The following is a 19125-nucleotide window of genomic DNA, read 5'->3' as shown; positions in this document are numbered from 1 at the left end:
GATCCTGCGACCGTGCAGGAATTGCGCGAGAAGCTCGGGCTGGACCGGCCTCTCCTGGTCCAGTACGGCCATTTCCTCGGCGGGCTGGCACGTGGCGACCTCGGCGCGTCCCTGATCGACGACTATCCGGTCATCCAGGAGATCGGGCTGCGGCTGCCGCGGACGCTGGAACTGATCCTGGCGGGAACGCTGATCGCGCTCGTGGTCGGCGTGCCCGCGGGCGTCTATGCCGCGGTTCATCGCGGCGGCGCGTTCGACCGCGTCGCTTCCTGGATCACCGCGCTGCTGCTGGCGGTGCCGGTTTTCGTCGTCGGTACGCTTCTGGTGCTGCTGCTGGCCCAGACGCTCCGGTTGATGCCGGCCGGCGGCTTCGTTCCGTTCGCGCAGGATCCAGGCCAGCATCTCAAGCTCCTGACGCTGCCGGCGGTCGCGATCGCCAAAGGCCTGGCGGCCGTCCTGTTCCGGATGACGCGGGCGGCGACGCTGGATGCGCTCGCGCATGATTATGTCCGTACCGCACGGGCCAAGGGATTGTCGCCGCGGCGGGTTCTCGTCGTCCATGTGCTGCGCAATGCGCTGAACCCGGTCGTCACCGTGCTGGGTCTCCAGATGGGAACCTTGCTCGGCGGTACCGTGCTGGTCGAATACGTCTTCAACTGGCCGGGCCTGTCGACGCCGCTGCTGCGGGCCGTCGAGGGGCGCGACTATCCGATGGTGGTCGGCATCATCCTGACGATCTCGGTGCTGTTCCTGCTGATCAACCTCCTCGTCGAGCTGCTGCATGCGGCGATCGACCCGCGGGTGCAGCACGCATGAGGCGGCGCGGCTTCACACGGCTTGTCGTGCCCGGTGGGGTGGTCGCGGCGATCCTGCTCACCGCCATCGCAGCGCCGCTGCTGCCGCTGCCCGATCCGGTGCGGCAGGATGTGGCGCACCGCCTGGCCGGGTCGATGGCGGGCTCCTGGCTCGGGCGCGACGAATTCGGCCGTGACGTGCTCTCGCGGCTGGTCTGGGGCGCGCGGACGAGCCTCTCCGTCGCCTTCGTCTCGGCGCTGTGCGCCGGGCTGGTCGGCATCACGCTCGGGCTGATCGGCGGCTGGGCTCGAAGCTGGGGCGCCTTCCTGACGGTGCGCAGCGTCGAGATCATCATGTGCTTCCCGCCGGTGCTGCTGGCGCTGCTGGTGGTGACGCTGCTCGGGCCGGGAGCGGCGACGCTCATTCTCGTGCTGTCGGTGCTCTACCTGCCGGGCTTCGCGCGGGTGACCTATGCGGAGGTGCTGGCGGTGAAGGGGCGCGACTATGTCGAGGCGACGCGGGCGCTCGGCGCAACGCAGTCGCATCTGCTGTTCCGCACCGTGCTGCCCAATATCGCCGGGCCTCTGCTCGTGCAGTTCTCGCTCGCGGTCGCCGCCGCCGTGGTGATCGAGAGCGGCCTGTCCTTCCTCGGGCTCGGCGTCGTGCCGCATCCGCGGCGCGCGCTCGACCATGGAGCAGGCGCCGCTCCTGCTGCTCTGGCCCTGCGCCGTGCTGACACTCACCATCCTCGCCATGAACCTGCTCTGCGACGCGCTGCGCGACCTGCTCGATCCGCGCACCAGCGAACGCTGAAAAACCAAGACGTTTCCAAGGAAGGACCAAGCGATGGCTACCAAGACCGACCCTCTCGTCCATATGGGCACCATCACGGGCGGCGAGGCGCGCGAGCTGCTGAAATCCAATCCCGTGATCCTGCTGCCGATGGGCAGCCACGAGGACCAGGGTCCGCATGCTCCGATGGGCGACTATCTGCTGGCCGAGAAGATCGCCGAGCTCGCAGCGTTGCAGGCGAGCAAGGCGGGCACGCGGACGCTGGTCGCTCCGGTGCTTCCGTATGGCGGCGCGGACTGGTTCGGCCCGATGATCGGCGGCATCGCCATCTCGCAGGGGACGCTGACGGCGGTGATCGCCGAGATGGTCGATTCGCTGCACCGCAACGGCCTGACCCGGATCATCGTCATCAACGGCCATGGCGGCAATGTCGGCCCGATCGCGGAGGTCGCGCGCGAACTCTATCAGCGCGAGCGCATCGTGCTGCCGAGCCTCTATCTCTGGCGCATCGCCTACGGCATGCTGCCGGGCATCGTCGGCGCCGAAAAATCGGCGAAGGTCTCCGGCCACGGCGCCGACCCGTTGACCAGCCTCGGTTTGCATCTCTTTCCCGAACTGATGCGGAAAGACCTCGTTCCGGCGGGCAAGCCGATGAAGCGCGATCCGATCCTCGACCTGCCCTTCACTGGCTTGGGCACCGCGAGCTTCGACGGTGCCGAGGTGGGGGTGCCGCACGAATACGACGAGGTCTATCATGACGGCGTCGGCAAGGGCGATCCGACGCTCTGCTCGCCCGAAACCGGCGCCAAGCTGGCGGAGAAGCTGAGCGATGTCTGCGCCCGCTTCATCGCCCATTTCGCGTCCAAGGTTCCGGCCTGAGCCGATCGACCCTGGGGCGTCGGAGCGGACATCCGACGCCGAGACAACGAGATGAACCGCCATTTCGCGCCTGACCGGCGCATGGCGCTCAGGCCTGCCGCCCCGAGGCGGCGACATTGCAGGAGGTTTCCCATGCTCACACGCCGCCTCGTCATCCAGTCCGGCCTCGCGACCATCGCGATGCCGGCCGTTCTCCGGGCTCAGGCGCTCTCGGGGCAGATCACGCTGATGTCGTATACCGGCATCTTCCAGGACAACTATACCAAGGCGGTGGTCGAGCCGTTCCTGCAGGCCCACCCAGGGGTCAAGGTGAACTATGTGCCCGGCGGCACCTCGGCCCAGATGGTCGGCAGCGTCCGGGCTCAGAAAGCCGATCCCCAGACCGACGTGGTGATCATGGACGTTACCACTTCGAGCATCGGCAATCTCGAAGGGCTGTTCGAGAAGCTGAGCCCCTCGGAGTTCCCGGTGCTGAACGAGCTCTTGCCGGAGGCGCGTGCGGCCGGCGGGGAATTCGGCCCTGCCGTGACCTTCGATCATCTCGTCATCGTGCAGGACGCGGCGCTGAAGCCCCAGATCGCCAAGCTCGCCGACCTCTGGCGACCGGATCTGAAGGGCCAGATCGCGCTCGCTGCGCCGCCGAACATCCAGGGCCTGGCGCTAACGGCCATGACCGAAAAGATGGAAGGCGGCGACTACCGCAAATCGATCGACGCCGCGATGAAGAAGCTGAAGGAGCTGGCGCCGGGCGTGAGCACCTTCGACCCCAACCCCGACGGCTATTCGCTGATCCTGAACGGCGTGGCAAAGGTCGCGACCGGCTGGAACGCCCGTGCCCAGCTCTATTCCGACCAGACCGGCGGCAAAATCAATGCCCTCCTGCCGCCCGAAGGCTCGGTCTTCCAGGTCAATACCATCAACCTGACGGCCGGCTCGAAGAATCGCGCGGCAGCCGCGGCCTTCGTCGCGCATGCCCTGTCGCAGGGAGCACAGAAGGCTTTCACCGAACGGATGTTCTACGCCCCGACCAACGCCAAGGCCGACATCGACGCCAAGGCTCTGGCGCGCACCGCTGCCTCGCCGGAGAACCGTGCGCGCATGATCCCGGTCGACTGGACCGAGGTCCTGAAGGTGCGCGACCAGTGGAACAACCGCTGGCGGCGCGAGGTCATCGCGGCGGCACGTTGAGCGGCAGGCGATGAGCTATCTCGAACTCGCCGGGCTGCAGAAGCGCTACGGCAACTCGGTCGCGGTCGACGACGTCTCGCTGTCGGTGGAGCAGGGCGAATCCGTCGCCCTGCTCGGCCCCTCCGGCTGCGGGAAGACGACGACCTTGCGCATGCTGGCGGGACTGATCGAGCCGAACCGCGGCACGATGACGCTCGACGGCAGCGAAATTACCAAGCTGCCGGCCCATAAGCGCAACATGGGCTATGTCTTCCAGTCCTATGCGCTGTTTCCGCATCTTTCGGTCGGCCGCAACATCGCCTTCGGCCTGGAAGAGCGTGGGGTTTCCCGCGCCGAGATCGCCAGGCGCATCGAGGAAGGGCTGGCGCTGGTCCGGCTCGGCGGACTTGGCGAGCGCCGCCCTAAGGAGCTCTCGGGCGGCCAGCAGCAGCGCGTCGCGCTGGCCCGTGCGCTGGTGATCCAGCCCTCGGTGCTGCTGCTCGACGAATCCCTCTCCAATCTCGATGCCAAGCTGCGCGATGCGATGCGCCACGAGATTCGCTCGATCCAGCGCTCGCTCGGCATCACCACGCTTTTCGTGACGCATGATCAGGTCGAGGCGCTGACCATGTGCGACCGGATCGCAGTGATGCATCGCGGCCGCATCGCCCAGATCGGCAGCGCCGAGGATATCTACAACCGGCCGGCGACGCGCTTCGTGGCCGAGTTCGTCGGGCGCGCCAACGTGTTGCCGCTCGCCCGCGACGCGCAGGGTCGGGCAAGCGTCTGGGGACAGACCGTGCCGGTGGACGCGGCTGACAATGCCGATCTCTTCGTCAGGCCGCAGCGCATGCGGATCATGCCGCTGTCCGAGCCGGCAGGCGCCGACACGGCGCGGCTGACCGGCCGCGTGCTGCGCAGCGTCTTCGTCGGCGACCATGTCGAGGTGCTTGTGGAGGGCGCGGGTGGCCAGCTCACCGTCGAGATGCCCTCGGGCACCGCTGCCCCGGTCGAAGGCACCGAGGTCGCGGTCGTCTGGCCGCGGACCGAAAACCGCGTTTTCCAGCGCGAGGCACCATGACAGCCTCGCGCCGCCTGCCGTTGCTGCTGATCCCGGCAACGCTGTTCCTGCTCATCATCTATGTATGGCCGTCGCTCGGGCTGTTCCGGAATGCCTTCAACGAGGTCGGCCCGACCGGAGCGATGGTCGAAGCCTGGTCGCTGGCAACCTGGCGCGCCACGCTGCACGACAGCTTCACCATCGAACTGACGCTGAATTCGCTCTGGCTCTCGGCGATGTCGACGCTGATCGCGCTCTGCATGGCCTATCCCGTCTCACTCTTCCTGTTCCGGACCGATTCCCGTTTCCGTGGATTGCTCGCGGTCGTCGCGATCATGCCAATGCTGGTCTCGGGCGTGGTGCGCGTCTTCGGTTGGCTCGCGATCCTCGGTGACCGCGGGCTGGTGAACACGACGCTACAATCACTCGGCCTGATCTCGACGCCGCTGAAGCTCGTCTTCAACTGGACCGGCGTCACCATCGGCCTCGCCGAAAGCATCATGCCCTATATGATTCTGGCGCTGCTCGCCGGCTTCGGCCGGCTCGACCGCACGCTGGAGGAGGCCGCCCGCTCGCTCGGCGCCTCGCCGTTCCGCACGTTCCGGCGCGTCACCCTGCCACTCAGCCTGCCGGCGATCGCGCTGGCGGCGGGGCTCGGCTTCGTGCTCTCGATGTCGGCCTATATCACGCCCAAGCTGCTCGGCGGCGGGCGCGTCTTCGTGCTGGCGACCGAGATCTTCGAGCAGGCGACGACGAATACGAACTGGCCGGTCGCTGCCGTGCTGGCGATCTATACGCTCGTCCTGCTGCTCACGCTGCTCGTAGTCTCCAACCTCGCGGCACGGAGGCTGCAGCGATGACCGGTGCAGGACGCGTTCTCTCCAGCTTCGCGGCGCTGGTCTATGTGCTGATCCTGGCGCCGATCGTCGTCGTCGTCATGCTGGCCTTCTCGGCGGATAATTTCATTCTGTTCCCGCCATCGGGCTACTCGCTGCGCTGGTTCAATCAGCTCGCCAGCAACGGGCCTCTGCTGGCGGCGCTCTGGCTCAGCGTGCGGATCGCGGCGGTGGTGACGCTGCTGTCGCTGGCGATCGGCGTCCCGGCGGCGCTCGCTCTGGCGAAGGGCCGCTTCGCCGGCAAGGATGCACTGACCGGCTTCTTCCTGGCGCCGCTTCTCCTGCCGACGCTGATCACAGGTCTCGCGCTGCTGCTGTTCTTCTCGCCGTTGAAGCTGACCGCGACGCTGCCCGGCCTGGTGCTGGGCCATATGACGGTGACCGTACCCTTCGTGATCCGGATGATGACGACAGCGCTCGCGAACCTGCCGGATGACATCGAGGCCGCCGCCGCGACGCTCGGCGCCACGCCCTGGCGCGTGGTGCGCCGGGTGACGCTGCCCCTGGCGACGCCCGGCCTGATCGCCTGCGCCTGCCTGTCCTTCCTGCTCTCCTTCGACGAGACGGTGATTTCACTTTTCATCGCGGGTCCGCGTGCGTCGACCCTGCCGGTCGAGATGGTGCGCTATGTCGAGGGACGCACCGATCCGCTCATCGCGGCCCTGTCCGTGGTGCTCATCGTCGCGACGCTCGCCGTCGTTCTCGTGGTCGAACGTCTGGTCGGCGTCGCCCGTGCCGTTGGAAAGTAGGAGGAATTCATGCCCGATTACCGTATTGAAGCGATGCCCGAGCAACTCCCGGCGGCGCTGGTCGAGAAGCTCCAGAAAGTCGAGACCGCGACCATCGGCCATTCCCAGCATTGGGGCTTCATGGACCGCCGCATCCAGCCGCTGTTGCGCGGGAAGCGCATTGCCGCGGCGGCGGTGACGCTGGCGATCCCCGGCCAGGATTCGACCCTGCTGCACCACACGCTCGGCCTGCTGCGCCCCGGCGACATCCTCGTCGTCGATCGTCTCGGCGACGACAAGCATGCCTGCTGGGGTGGCGGCGTCACCGTCGCGGCGAAGGCAGCCGGCGCGGTTGGTGGCATCGTCGATGGGCCGTGCACCGACCTCACCGAGATCGAGGATTCCGACTTCCCGATGTGGTGCCGCGGCATGTCACCGATCACCACGCGGCTCTACAATCTCGGCGGCACGCTGAACCTGCCGATCTCCTGCGGCAATGTCCCGGTCAAGGCCGGCGACGTCATCCTCGCCGACGAATCCGGCGTGCTGGTCCTGCCGCGCGCCGAGGCCGAGGCGATCGCGGACGCAGCCATCGCCCGGCAGGAGCGCGGCGAGCGTAGCCAGGCGCGTGTGAAGGCAGGCGAGAAGCTCGGCGACATCTCCGGCGCGACCAAGATGGTGCTCGACGCCATCGCCGCGGCGAAGGGCTGACGAGGCCCGCCATGAACGCTCCCGTCTCCGTTCCGCGCGTTGCCGATTTCACCTGCGAGAAGAAGCCGGCGAGCGGCTCGCGCGGCATGGTCGTCACCAACCATCCGCTCGCTTCGGCGGCCGGCGCGCAGATCCTGCTCGCCGGCGGCAATGCTATCGACGCGGCCGTCGCCTCGCTCTTCGCGTTGACGGTGGCCGAGCCGATGATGGTCGGCATCCTCGGCGGGGGGCTGAGCCATATCAGGCTCGCCGACGGGAGCCATGTCGTGATCGACAATCTCTCGACCGCGCCGGGCCAGGCGACGCCCGACATGTACGAATGCCTGTCCGATGAGATCGGCAAGCAGCGCGACACGCGCGGTCGCGAGAACGTGGTCGGGGCCAAGGCGGTCGCGGTTCCCGGCGCGCTCAAGGGCTGGTGCGAGGCGCTCGCCCGCTTTGGCACGCTGACGCTGGCAGACGTTCTCCAGCCGGCAATCGGGCTGGCCGAGCGCGGCTTCGTCGTCACGCCCTATCTCTCGAACTGCATTACCGACAATGCGGCCGACCTCGCCCGCGATCCCGGCCTTACGGCAATGCTGCTGCCGGGTGGGAAGCCGCTCCAGCCGGGCATGCGGCTCGTCCAGTCCGACTATGCCGCGAGCCTCAAGCTGATTGCGGCGGAGGGGCCCGAGGCGCTTTATGGCGGGAAGCTCGGGCGGGCGCTGACCGATTACATGGCCAACAATGGCGGGCTGATCGATCAGGCCGACCTCGCGAACTACAAGATCGAACTGCGCGAACCGATTCGGGGCTCCTATCGTGGTTACGAGATCATCGGGCCGCCGCCGCCCTCGTCATCGGGCGTGCATATCACGCAGATGCTCAACATTCTCGAAGGCTACGATATCGGTTCACTCGGCTTCGGCTCGACGGACGCCGTGCATCTGCTCGCCGAGGCCCTGAAGATAGCCTTCGCCGACCGCGCCGTGGCGACCGCCGACCCGGCTTTCGTCAAGGTCCCGGTCGAGAAGCTGATCGACAAGGCCTATGCCAATGAACGCCGTGCTCTCATCGAGATGGGACAGGCGAAGAGCTGGACGGCAGGGCTTTCCGGCGGCGAATCCGCCGATACCACCCATGTCACCGTCGCGGATGCGATGGGCAATGTCGTCAGCGCGACGCAGACGATCAACGGCTTGTTCGGCGCCTGTGTGCAGATCCCCGGCACCGGCATGATCGCCAACAACTACATGTACAACTTCGATCCGCATCCCGGCCGGGCGCTCTCGATCGCGCCGGGCAAGCGGGTCTTCACCTCGATGGCGCCGATGATGGCGGTGAAGGACGGCCGCCTCGCATTCGCGCTCGGCCTGCCCGGTGCCTTGCGCATCTTCCCCTCGGCCTTGCAGGCGATCGTCAACCTGATCGATCACCGCATGAGCCTGCAGGAGGCCGTCGAGGCGCCGCGCGTCTGGACGGAAGGTGGCGTGCTCGAACTCGAGGAAGCGATCCCCGAGGCCGTGGCGCAGGCGCTGATCGCGCGCGGCCACAAGGTGGTGCGCTCGCCCCGCGTCGCCGGCGGCATGAATGCCATCGCCTTCAATCCGGACGGCACCTTGACCGGCGCCGCCTGCTGGCGCGCCGACGGGACGCCTGTCGCCATCTCCGGCGGTCTTGCCCGTGCCGGTGCTCGCTTCTCCATCTGACCCGATATCTTCTCCGATCCTGCGACTGGACCATCCCATGCCCGAGACCATCTGCCTCCTCGACATGACTACGCCCGAGCGGGCCGACCGCCTGCGTGCGTTCCTGCCCGATGGCTTCGTGCTGACCCATGGCACCGCCCGCGGCGACGATCACATGAAGGAGATCATCGCTGATGCCGATTACGCGATCTCCGGCCAGGTCGGCGTCTCCGGCGACGTGCTGCGGGCCGCGAAGAAGCTGAAGCTTCTGCATAAATGGGGCGTCGGCTACGACAATATCGATATCGAGACGGCCAGAGAGCTCGGCATCAAGGTTGCACGCACGACGGGCTCTAACGCGGTCGCCGTCTCCGAATTCGCACTCGGCCTGACGATCTCGACGCTCCGCCTGATCGCCTATGGCAATGCCGAACTGAAGAAGGGCCATTGGCGCACGGGACAGTTGCCGTCCGACACCTACACGCTTTCCGGCAAGACGGTCGGCATTGTTGGCCTCGGGGCGATCGGCAAGAATTTTGCCAAGCTGCTGAAAGGTTTTGGCTGCACGATCCTGTACAGCAAGCGCACGCCTCTCGATGCCGCCGACGAAGCGGCGCTCGGCGTGAAGCATGCCTCGATCGACGAGATCCTGACCCAGGCCGACGTTGTCTCGCTGCATTGCCCGCTGACGCCGGAAACCAAGGATCTGATCGACCTTGCGGCGCTCAGGAAGATGAAGAAGACGGCGGTGCTGATCAATTGCGCGCGCGGCGGCGTCGTCAACGAAGCCGATCTCGTCACGGCTTTGCGGGCAAAGGAGATCGCCGGTGCGGCGATGGATGTCTACGAGATTGAGCCGCTGCCGGCCGACAGCCCGCTCCTCACCCTCGACAATCTTGTGACCACGCCGCATCTCGCCGCCATGGCGTCCGACAATTTCGCGCCGGTGGTGAAGCGCATGTTCGCGAACATGCAGCATGTCTCGCGTGGAGAGCCGGTACCGCCGCTCGATCTGGTGGTGTGACGTCGGACTGGCGTCGGCGGCTCAGTGCAGCCCGCCGACGCCGATATAGCGTTCGAGCACCTCGGCATCGGCGCGCAGCGCGTCGGGCTTGCCGGACCAGACGATCCGACCGCGTTCGAGGATGATGACGTCATCGGCGAAGGCGAGCGCGCTTTCCAGCCGCTGCTCGACGAAGAGGATGGTCATCGCGCCGCTCGCGGCGAGCCGACCGAACGCCTCCATCAGCATGTCGCAGATGACCGGCGCCAGGCCCTCCAATGGCTCGTCGAGCAGCAGAACGGAAGGCTGGCCAAGGATGCTGCGCGCCGTCGCCAGCATCTGCTGTTCTCCGCCAGAGAGCTGCGAGCCCAGATTGCGCCGGCGCTCCCTGAGGCGTGGGAAAAGCACATAGGCTTCTTCGATCGCCGAGCGGGGTCGGCCTTTCAGCCCGGCGAAGAGGTTTTCTTCCACCGTCAGCCCTTTGAATATCTCGCGGGTTTGCGGGACAAGGCCGATGCCGGCATGGGAGCGGGCGGCCGTCCCGAGCGCGGTTACGTTCTGGCCTGCGAGGCTGATGCTGCCGGCATAGTGGCGGGTCAGACCCATCAGGCTTGCCATCAGCGTGGTCTTGCCCATGCCGTTGCGGCCGAGGATGGAAAGGCGCCCGCCGGCCGGCACCATGAAGGAGACATCCTCCAGCACATGGGTCTGGCCATAGCCGGCACTCAGGTTGCGGATGTCGAGCTCAGCTGCCGGCATGGGCGTAGCTCCCGAGATAGGCTTCGCGGACCTTGGGGTCTCTCGCGACTTCGGCCGGCAGGCCCTGGAAGATGAGCTCGCCTGCCGCCAGCACGATGACCCTCTTGGCGAAGCGGAAGACGAGGTCCATGTCGTGCTCTATCATCAGCACCGCGAGCGAGGCCGGCAGCCTTGCCAGAGCCTCCTCGATGCGTGGCGTATCGCTGGAGGGCACGCCGGCCGCGGGCTCGTCGAGCAGCAGCACTTTTGGGCGCTGCGCCAGCGCGATAGCGATCTCCAGCAGGCGCTGCTGGCCATAGGCGATCGTCGCGACCTTGCGGTGGGCGACTTCGGTCAGGCCGAGCGTGGCGAGGATCTCGGCGGCTTCGTCACGCGCTGCGGAATCACCGTGGAAACGGGCGAGGATACGCGTCGCCTTACCCAGCCGCTGCAGGATGGTCATGACGACATGCTCTTCCGGCGTCATGTCGGGGAAGAGGCGCGTGACCTGGAAGGTGCGGACGAGACCACGCCTGACGCGCTTGACCGCGCCCAAGCTCGTGATGTCCTCGCCAGCGAGATGGACGCTGCCCGCGCTCGGCGGGATGCGGCCGGTGACGAGATTGACGAAGGTGGTCTTGCCGGCGCCGTTCGGGCCGATCAGGGCGAGGCGATCGCCCTCGTTCATCGCCAGCGAGATGTCGCGGCTGACCTTGAGCCCGCCGAATTCCTTGGAGAGATGCGAGACCGCGAAGACCGCGCTCACCGGCCGGCCCTCCAGCGCTCGCGCGTCAGCAGGCGGGCGAGTTCGTCCAACGTGCCGGAGAGACCGCGCGGTGCGAAGAGCACGATGGCGATCAGCACGGCGCCGACCAGCGTCATCCAGTGGAAGGGGTTGATCGCGGCGACGATATGCTCGAGCGCCATGAAGATCACCGTGCCGATCAGCGCGCCATAGAGATGGCCGATGCCGCCGAGCACCAGCATGACCAGCGCATTGGCGGAGATCTCGAAGCTCACGCTGTCGAGGCCGACGACCTGAGTCGCAATGGCGGCGAGCGCACCGCCCATGCCGGCAACCGCGCCGGAGATGACGAACATCTTGAGCAGGACCGGGAAGGCGTAGATGCCGAGCGCGCTGATCCTGAGCGGGTCCTCCTTGAGGCCGCGGCAGACCATGCCGAAGGGCGAACGCGTGACGAAGCGCAGCACGGCGAAAACGATGAGGAGCAACCCGAGGCCGAAGAGATAGGCGCTGCGACCCCAGAGATCGAATTCGAAGAGGCCGAAGAGCGGAGCGGGGCTCATGCCGGAGAGGCCGTCGCTGCCACCGGTGATCGAGGAGGCCTTGTTGGCGGCCTCGTGCAGGAGCTGGACGATCGCGATCGAGAGCACGAGCTGCGGCAGGCCATGGGCGCGCAGCATGATCGCACCCATCAGGAGCCCCATCACTGCGCCGGCCGCAGCCCCGATCAGGATGAGCAGCCCGGGGTCGGTGATGCCATGCACGCAGGCAATGCCGGCGGCATAGGCGCCGGCGCCATAGAGCGCGCCCTGACCGAGCGAGGCAATGCCGCAATAGCCGACGATCAGGTCGAGCGAGAGGACGAGCAGCGCGACCGAGATCACGCGGGTGAGGAAGGCGAGGTTGTCGGGAAAGAGCCAGTAGCCGGCGAGGCCGACGAGCGCGATCAGGGCGAGGCCGAGGAAGTCGCGGCCGAGCGTGCGGCTCGCGGACGGGATGACGGGCATGGGCGTCGCAGTTGCCATGCTATTGCGCCCGCCCCATCAGGCCGCGCGGGAAGGCACAGACCACCAGGATCACCGCGAGATAGAAGAAGAAATTGCCGAAATCCGGAACGAGATAGCGTGCGGTGACATCGATGGCGCCGAGCAGCAGACAGGCCGCCAGCGCGCCGGGAATCGAACCCGCGCCGCCGACCGAGACGACGACGAGGAAGGTCACCATGTAGCGCAGCGCGTAATACGGCTCGATCGGCAGGAACTCGGCACCGACCACGCCGCCGAAGGCCGCAAGCCCGATCGCCAGCGCGAAGCTCGCCGCATAGATGATCTCGGTGCGGATGCCGAGCGTGCGCGCCATCGGCGCGTTCTCGACGGCGGCGCGCAGATGAATGCCGAAGCCGGTGCGCTCGATCAGGAACCACAGGCCGCCGGCGACGACGAGGCCGCTTACGATGACGAAAAGCCGGTGGCCGGCGATGCTGCGGAAACCGAGATCGACCGAACGGGCGAGTTCGGCCGGCAAGGGAATCGTCTTCAGGGTCGGGCCGAAGAAATAGTTGGTGATGCCGATGACGCAGAAGGTGATGCCAATCGTCATCAGAACCTGCGAGAGTTCGCTGCGGTCATAGATGCGGCGATAGAGCAGGCGTTCCAGTGGTACTGCGATGATCATCGTGCCGATCATCGCGAGGATGATCCCGAAGCCGTAGCCGAGGCCGAGATCGCGCGCGGCGTAGGAAGCGATGTAGCCGCCGATCATGGCGAAGGCGCCGTGGGCGAGGTTCACCACCCGCATCAGGCCCATGGTCAGCGAGAGGCCGATGCAGATGATGAACAGCGCCATGCCATAGGCCAGCGCATCCACGGCAATGCTCAGCGCGGTCTGCATGCTGCGGGCCTCGTCGAACGGGAGCGGAAGGCGGGAGCTTGGCTCCCGCCGCGTTTCAGGCTTAAGGCGGTTACTTCGTCAGGCCGGAATCCTTCTGCTCCGGTACGCTGGCGATCTCCTTGTTGATCCAGCGGCCCTGCGCATCCTTCGCGACTTCGCGCAGATAGATCGTCTGGGTGATATGGCGGGTCTCCGGATCGATCTTGACCGGGCCGCGCGGGCTCTCCCAGCCGAGGCCTTTCACCGCCTCGACGGCCTTTTCCGCGTCCTGCTTGCCGGCGGTGGCCGCGATCATCTTGGAGATCACGAACATGCCGTCATAGGCGCCGACCGCCGGGAAGGAGACGAGGTCGGGCGCGCCGATGGCCTTTTCGGCGGCGGCGACGAAGCGCTTGTTGATCTCGGAATCATGCGAGACCGCATAGTGGAACGAGGTGATCAGGCCGGCGGCCGACTCGCCCAAAGCCGGCAGGTCCGATTCCTGGGTCAGGTCACCCGGTGCGAAGAGCTTGACGCCCGCCTTCTTCAGGCCGGTATCGCTGAAGGCCTTGACGAAGCCGAGCGTCGGCGGGCCGGACGGCAGGAAGGCGAAGACGCCCTCGGCCCCGGCATCGCGGATGCGCTGCATGATCGGGCTGAACTCGGTGGTGTTGAGGGGAATGCGGATCGCTTCCTTGACCTCACCGCCGGCCGCCTCGATCGCCTTCTTGAAGGCGCCTTCGGCATCGACGCCCGGGCCGTAATCGCTGACGATCGAGACGAATTTCTTGACGCCGCGCTCCACCGCCGCCTTGCCGAGCGGCGTCGTGGTCTGCGACAGGGTGAAGGAGGTGCGCACCACCAGCGGCGAAGAGGTCATGATCGCCGAGGTCGCGGCATTGAAGATCACCAGCGGGACATTGCCCTGCTTCAGCAGCGGGGTGATCGCCATCGCGTCCGGCGTGAAATAGACGCCGCCGAGATACTGCACCTTGTCGCGGACGATGAGCTCCTGCGCCAGCGCGCGGGCCTGCTGCGGATTGGCGGTCGGCAGGTCGCGATAGACCAGTTCGATATCGTGGCCGGCGACGCTCTTGCCGTTCTGCGCCAGCCAGGCCTCGGCACCGGCCTGGAAATTCTTGCCCTGCAGGGCGAAGGGGCCGGAGAATGGCCCGATGATGCCGACCTTGATCGTGTCCGCCCAGGCGGAGGCACTGAGCGCGAGTGCGCCGGCGAGAGCCAGCGCGCTGGCCGGCAGCAATCTGTTCAGGAAACCCTTGGTCATTCCATCTCCTCCCGATCCTGCCTGCGATCCCGCAAATGGCGTGCGTGGGTCGAAGCTCTAGCTGCTCGGGCCGGTCGCCGCCATGGCGCCGTACCTCTTCTTGTCACCAACGCAATTTTCTGCCGCGAGGGCAATGCCCTCAATAAGGCAGGCCGACATAGTTCTCCGCGACGGCGGTGGCCGCCGTGCGCGAATGGACGAGATAGTCGAACTCGGCCTGCTGGATGCGCTGGTCGAAGCCATCGCGTTCCGGAAAGCGGTGCAGCAGGTTGGTCATCCACCAGGAGAAGCGCTCGGCCTTCCAGACGCGGGCGAGCGCGCGGGGCGAATAGCCGTCGAGCCCGGCATGCGAGCCGTCGCGATAGTGGTCGCGGAAGGCATCGAAGAGATAGCGGATGTCGCTCGCGGCGAGGTTGAGGCCCTTGGCGCCGGTCGGTGGCACGATATGGGCGGCGTCTCCCGCCAGGAAAATCCGGCCGAAGCGCATCGGTTCGGCGACGAAAGAACGCAAAGGCGCGATGCTCTTCTCCAGCGAGGGGCCGGCCTGCACGGCATCGGCGATCTCTGTCGGCAGGCGGCGGCGCAACTCGTCGAAGAAGGCGTCGTCGGACCAGTTCTCGGCTTTCTCCTCCAGCGGGACCTGGACATAATAGCGGCTGCGCTCGGCCGAGCGCATCGAGCACAGAGCGAAGCCGCGTTCGTGATTGGCATAGACCAGTTCATGCGCGGCCGGCGGCTTGTCGACCAGCAGGCCGAGCCAGCCGAAGGGATAGACGCGTTCGAAGGTCTGCAGCGATCCCGCCGGGACGGAGGCGCGCGAGACACCGTGATAGCCGTCGCAGCCTGCAATGAAATCGCAATGCAGTTCCTGCTCCTGCCCGTTCGCCCGGAAAGTCACGCGCGGCGTGGCGCCGTCGAAATCGTGGAGGGCCACGTCCCCCGCTTCGTAGATCGTGGGGCGGCCGAGCGCCTGGCGAGCCTCGATCAGGTCGCGCGTGACTTCGGTCTGGCCGTAGACGGTGACGGTCTTGCCGCCGCTCAGGTCTTTCAGATCGAGGCGGTGGAGCGCGCCCTGGAAGGCGAGTGAGAATCCGTCATGAACCAGGCCCTCGTGATCGAGCCGCTCGCCAACGCCGGCCTCGCGCAAGAGATCGACCATGCCCTGTTCGAGCACGCCGGCACGGATGCGCGAGAGCACGTAATCGGCGCTGCGCCGCTCGATGATGACGTTGTCGATGCCGGTGCGCGACAGGAGCTGCCCGAGCAGCAATCCCGCGGGTCCGGCGCCGATGATGGCAACCTGCGTCCGCATTGTTCTTGCCTCCCGCGAAGCGACGGCTTGCACCGTTCGATCCGCACCAGGAGGCTAAACCCTGAAAGGCGATTGACGGAATGGAAGAAACGCGCAGTGTCTTGGACAAATCGATCCCAAGACCGGCATGTCCGCAACCATCGTTCCCGCCTATTGGCTCTATGGCGAGCGCCTGACGGAGCGCTTTCCAGATGCGCTCCATATCGAACCGATCGTGGCGCGCAGCTCGTTGCATGGCTGGACGATCCAGCCGCACATGCATCACGACCTGTTCCAGTTCTTCCTGGTCACGCAAGGCGGAGGGCGGACGCGCGTTGACGGGCGCGATCATCGCCTCGCGCCGGGGGCGGCGCTGCTGCTGCCGCCCTCGACCATCCATGAATTCGCGTTCCTCGACGACACGGACGGCTTCGTCGCCAGCGCGGCGGCAACCTCGTTGAAGCGCCTGTTCGACAGCGAGCCGGAGGCGCGCGCGTTGCTGGGAGCCCCGGCGGTGCTATCGATGGCTGCGGCAGGCGCGGAGGTGACGGCGCTCGACGGGTTGATGCAGCTTGCGATGCGCGAATTTGCCGCGAACCTGCCAGCGCGCGAATTCTCGCTTGCAGCCTATGCCGATCTCATCGCCGCCTGGTTTGTGCGGGCCATGCGTGGCGCCAAGGTGCAGGGCGAGCCGGCGAAGGACCCGCGCGCGGGGCTCGTCCGCCGCTTCGTCGAACGGGTCGAGGCGCGGTTCCAGCATCACGATTCGCTCGATGATCATGCGCGGGAGCTCGGAGTCTCGGTGCCGCATCTGTCACGCTCTTGCCGCGAGCTGTTGGGTCGATCGGCCGCGCGGGTCATCCAGGACCGCTTGATGATCGAGGCGCGGCGAGACCTCGTCTATACCGCGATGTCGATCTCGCAGATTTCGTTCCGGCTGGGCTTTTCCGACCCCGCCTATTTCTCGCGCTTCTTCTCCAAGCGGACGGGCGTGTCGCCCTCGGATTACCGGGCGAAGGCTTGACTTGGCTTAGCTGGCCGCCTCGATTTCCTTCATCACGGAGGCGGCTTCGGCGAAGGCGGTGTTGCCGGCAGGGACGCCAGCATAAATCGCCGTCTGCATCAGCACCTCCTTGAGATCGTCCTGCGTGAAGCCCCCGCGGGTCAGCCCGGCGCGGACATGCAGGCGGAATTCCTCCCAGCGGCCGAGGCTCGCGGTGATCGCCAGCACGAGCAGGCGGCGTGTGCGATCGTCGAGGCCGGGCCGGCTCCAGATCTCCTGCCAGGCGATCCGCGTGATCATCGCCTGGAACTCGGCATTGAAGGGCGTGCGGTTGGCGAGCGAGCGGTCGACCCAGGCGTCGCCAAGGACGCGGCGGCGGTTCTTCAACCCCGCTTCGAACAGGGTCTCCGCCGCGTCGGCCGTGTCGCCCCCCGGTGCGAGGAAGGCCCGCAGCGTTCCGGCCAGGGCGGCCGGGGCTTCGACAGGGGCGAGATGGGCACAGTCGAGATGCGCGTGATTCGCGTCCGGCATGGCGGCCAGCAGGCTCTCGCCATGCCCGGCGAGGGGGGTCGAGACGTCCCGCTCGCCGGTTACGACGAGGACGGGGCAGGCGATGGTACCGATCCGTCCGATCAGCTCCATGTCACGGATCGCGGCACCGGCCCCGGCATAGCCCTGCGCCGCCTGGGCAACGAGGTTGCGCTTGAGGCTCGCGACTGTCGCAGGCTGGCCGGTGGCGAAGGCTGGTGAGAGGAAACGCTGTATGGCGGCATCCGCGATCGCCGCCATACCACCGGCACGGACCTGCGCGATGCGATCCCGCCAGACGTCCTTGTCCATCGTCGCGGAGGTGCAGATCACAGAGATCGCCGAAACCTGTTCGGGATGACGAAGCGCCAGCTCCATGGCGACCATGCCCCCAAGCGAGACGCCGGCAATGGCTGCACGCTCGATGCTGGCCGCTGCCATGGCGGCGGTCACGTCGTCGGCGAGCAGGGGCAAGGTGTAGTCCCCTTCCGGCGCATCGGAAGCGCCGTGGCCGCGCGTGTCGATCCGCAAGGTCCGGAAGGAGGCGAGCAGGGCCGGCATCGCCGCGTCCCAGAGCGACATGTCGGTGCCGATCGAGTTCAGCAGGACGAGCGCCGGCTTGTCCTCGCTGCCCTCCAGCCTCCAGTAGATGCGGGCGCCGCTGCTCGTCGCGAAAGGCATCGTGCGTTCCTTAGTCGTCCTGAGCGAGCAGTGCGGCGACAAGGGCCGCGCTTTCGCCGATATCGTTGCCCATGCCGGCCGCCGTGAGATTGCGGGCGATGGCGGCTTCGTCGATCTCCAGTCCTTCCGCGACCGTCGCCATGGCGTCAGCCGCGCCGGCCGCGAGCAGGAAGAGATCGGCCAGCGCCGGGCCTTCAGCCTGCCAGCCGCCGAGGCCGCGTTCCTGCTCGGCCGGGAGCCCAGCGAGGATGCCGTCGACGAGGCCGGGGGCGCGCAGGCTGGCGGACAGCGCGACCTGGCAGCCGGTGGGGTTGCGCTTATGGGCCATGGCCGAGGAGCCGCCCCGGCCGGGGATCGCGGGTTCGCGGGCCTCGGCGATACCGTTCTGGGCGAGAAGCGAAACGTCGCGCGCCATCTTGCCGAGCGCGCCGATGGCGATGGCGAGCGCCGTTGCGATGCCGGCGGTGCCGCCGCGGCGGGCGTGCCAGGGCGGCGCATCGGGCAGGCCGAGCGCTGCAGCAAGACGGGCGGAGACGGCTGCTGCCTTGCCTCCAAGGCCGGCGCGAGTGCCGGCCGCGCCGCCGAATTGCAGGACGGCGCCCGTTTCGACTTCATGGTGGAAGCGGATTGCGGCTTCCGCGATACCGGCCTGCCACTGCGCGATGCGCAGGCCGAAGCCGATCGGAAGCGCGTCCTGCAGCAGAGTGCGTCCGATGGCCGGGGTTGCGGCATGGCGTTGTGCCAGCGCGGCAAGTGCCGTCGTGATGCGGCTCAGGTCGGCGCCGAGCAGGCTGCGGGCTGTGCGGACCTGGCAGGTCAGGATGGTGTCGGCTACATCCTGGCTGGTCGCGCCCTTGTGCAGGGCTTTTGCGGCTTCGCCGGTCAAGGCGGCCCGCAAGCGCGCCACCAGCGGAATCGCCAGCGTGCCGGCGAGCGCGGCTTCTTCCGCCAGTTCGGCGAGGTCGATCACGATTGACGCGCAGAGCGAGGCGATGGCTTCGGCCGCCTCGGCGCCGATCAAGCCCTCAGCCGCCTCGGCGCGCGCCAGCTCCGCCTCGAAGGCGAGGGCATGGCGCAATGTGGCCGCGTCCGAGAACGCGGCCAGCATCGCTGGGGTCGTCGCCGGCCTTGCGCGCAGAAGTCCGCTCACGCGGCCTTTGCGAGGCTTGGGGCGACGGTGAAGGGAGCAGCCGTCTTGGCCTTGATCTCGTCGAGGGTGACGCCCGGCGCGATCTCGATCAGGGTCAAACCGCCGCCATTGGCCTTGTCGCAGCTCATCACGCAGAG

General features: G+C 67.2%; 19 protein-coding genes and 1 pseudogene. 12 read left to right on the top strand and 8 right to left on the bottom strand.

Annotation, left to right across the window (positions count from 1 at the left end; translation table 11 throughout):
* From J0I42_RS23415 to J0I42_RS23365, 11 genes and pseudogenes are all read left to right on the top strand, one after another.
* Positions 1-816, top strand: an 816-nt coding sequence (locus tag J0I42_RS23415) for an ABC transporter permease (RefSeq protein WP_291658534.1), incomplete at its 5' end; no start/stop codon positions are given.
* Positions 813-1400: pseudogene (locus J0I42_RS23410) on the top strand (ABC transporter permease); the annotation flags it as partial. The gene J0I42_RS23415 and the pseudogene J0I42_RS23410, both read left to right, overlap by 4 nt.
* A gap of 85 nt (positions 1401-1485) precedes the next feature.
* Complete coding sequence (locus J0I42_RS23405; protein WP_291658533.1) at positions 1486-1608, top strand: hypothetical protein; 123 nt, start codon at positions 1486-1488, stop codon at positions 1606-1608.
* Positions 1609-1641: 33 nt separating this feature from the next.
* Positions 1642-2466, top strand: coding sequence for a creatininase family protein (locus tag J0I42_RS23400; protein WP_291658532.1), 825 nt, complete (start codon positions 1642-1644; stop codon positions 2464-2466).
* A 132-nt stretch (positions 2467-2598) separates the two neighbouring features.
* Positions 2599-3654, top strand: a complete 1056-nt coding sequence (locus tag J0I42_RS23395; RefSeq protein ID WP_291658530.1) for an extracellular solute-binding protein — start codon at positions 2599-2601, stop codon at positions 3652-3654.
* Positions 3655-3664: 10 nt separating this feature from the next.
* Positions 3665-4714, top strand: a complete 1050-nt coding sequence (locus J0I42_RS23390) for an ABC transporter ATP-binding protein (RefSeq protein WP_291658529.1) — start codon at positions 3665-3667, stop codon at positions 4712-4714.
* The gene (locus J0I42_RS23385; RefSeq protein ID WP_291658528.1) at positions 4711-5553 is read left to right on the top strand and encodes an ABC transporter permease; all 843 of its coding nucleotides are present in this window, start codon (positions 4711-4713) and stop codon (positions 5551-5553) included. Before J0I42_RS23390 ends, J0I42_RS23385 begins: the two co-directional genes overlap by 4 nt.
* Positions 5550-6338, top strand: a complete 789-nt coding sequence (locus J0I42_RS23380; RefSeq protein WP_291658527.1) for an ABC transporter permease — start codon at positions 5550-5552, stop codon at positions 6336-6338. The genes J0I42_RS23385 and J0I42_RS23380 overlap by 4 nt, the downstream gene beginning before the upstream one ends.
* Positions 6339-6347: 9 nt before the next feature.
* The gene (locus J0I42_RS23375; protein ID WP_291658526.1) at positions 6348-7028 is read left to right on the top strand and encodes an RraA family protein; all 681 of its coding nucleotides are present in this window, start codon (positions 6348-6350) and stop codon (positions 7026-7028) included.
* A gap of 11 nt (positions 7029-7039) precedes the next feature.
* Positions 7040-8716, top strand: a complete 1677-nt coding sequence (locus J0I42_RS23370; protein ID WP_291658524.1) for a cephalosporin acylase I — start codon at positions 7040-7042, stop codon at positions 8714-8716.
* A gap of 37 nt (positions 8717-8753) precedes the next feature.
* Entirely contained in the window at positions 8754-9719 is a 966-nt protein-coding gene (locus J0I42_RS23365) for a 2-hydroxyacid dehydrogenase (RefSeq protein WP_291658522.1), read from the top strand.
* A 21-nt stretch (positions 9720-9740) separates the two neighbouring features.
* Here the strand turns inward: J0I42_RS23365 and J0I42_RS23360 are convergent, their stop codons facing one another.
* The 6 genes from J0I42_RS23360 to pobA all read right to left on the bottom strand — a co-directional run bounded on the left by J0I42_RS23360 (position 9741) and on the right by pobA (position 15647).
* Positions 9741-10457: an ABC transporter ATP-binding protein gene (locus tag J0I42_RS23360; protein WP_291658520.1), complete on the bottom strand. Its 717-nt coding sequence runs from the start codon at positions 10455-10457 to the stop codon at positions 9741-9743.
* Positions 10444-11202 (bottom strand): ABC transporter ATP-binding protein, encoded by a 759-nt coding sequence (locus tag J0I42_RS23355; protein WP_291658518.1) that lies wholly within the window; start codon positions 11200-11202, stop codon positions 10444-10446. The genes J0I42_RS23360 and J0I42_RS23355 overlap by 14 nt, the downstream gene beginning before the upstream one ends.
* Entirely contained in the window at positions 11199-12206 is a 1008-nt protein-coding gene (locus tag J0I42_RS23350) for a branched-chain amino acid ABC transporter permease (RefSeq protein ID WP_291658517.1), read from the bottom strand. The genes J0I42_RS23355 and J0I42_RS23350 overlap by 4 nt, the downstream gene beginning before the upstream one ends.
* Before the next feature lies 1 nt (position 12207).
* Positions 12208-13071, bottom strand: coding sequence for a branched-chain amino acid ABC transporter permease (locus J0I42_RS23345; protein ID WP_291658516.1), 864 nt, complete (start codon positions 13069-13071; stop codon positions 12208-12210).
* Between the two features lie 70 nt (positions 13072-13141).
* Positions 13142-14335: an ABC transporter substrate-binding protein gene (locus J0I42_RS23340; protein ID WP_291658515.1), complete on the bottom strand. Its 1194-nt coding sequence runs from the start codon at positions 14333-14335 to the stop codon at positions 13142-13144.
* 139 nt (positions 14336-14474) lie between these two features.
* Positions 14475-15647, bottom strand: a complete 1173-nt coding sequence (pobA, locus tag J0I42_RS23335; protein ID WP_291658513.1) for a 4-hydroxybenzoate 3-monooxygenase — start codon at positions 15645-15647, stop codon at positions 14475-14477.
* Positions 15648-15774: 127 nt separating this feature from the next.
* Between pobA and J0I42_RS23330 the strand changes: the two genes are divergently transcribed.
* Positions 15775-16650, top strand: coding sequence for a helix-turn-helix domain-containing protein (locus J0I42_RS23330; protein ID WP_291658512.1), 876 nt, complete (start codon positions 15775-15777; stop codon positions 16648-16650).
* Between the two features lie 6 nt (positions 16651-16656).
* On the opposite strand, the gene pcaDC is transcribed toward J0I42_RS23330, so the two are convergent.
* Positions 16657-17838 (bottom strand): bifunctional 3-oxoadipate enol-lactonase/4-carboxymuconolactone decarboxylase PcaDC, encoded by a 1182-nt coding sequence (gene pcaDC, locus J0I42_RS24065; RefSeq protein ID WP_366509872.1) that lies wholly within the window; start codon positions 17836-17838, stop codon positions 16657-16659.
* Between the two features lie 10 nt (positions 17839-17848).
* The gene (locus tag J0I42_RS23315) at positions 17849-18946 is read right to left on the bottom strand and encodes a lyase family protein (protein WP_291658510.1); all 1098 of its coding nucleotides are present in this window, start codon (positions 18944-18946) and stop codon (positions 17849-17851) included.
* Between the last annotated feature and the right edge of the window lie 179 nt (positions 18947-19125).

The organism is Allobosea sp. (genome assembly GCF_017308015.1).
Classification (GTDB): Bacteria; Pseudomonadota; Alphaproteobacteria; order Rhizobiales; family Beijerinckiaceae; genus Allobosea.
The sequence above is the reverse complement of the archived record's forward strand: the minus strand, read 5'-3'. Positions and strand labels throughout refer to the sequence as shown.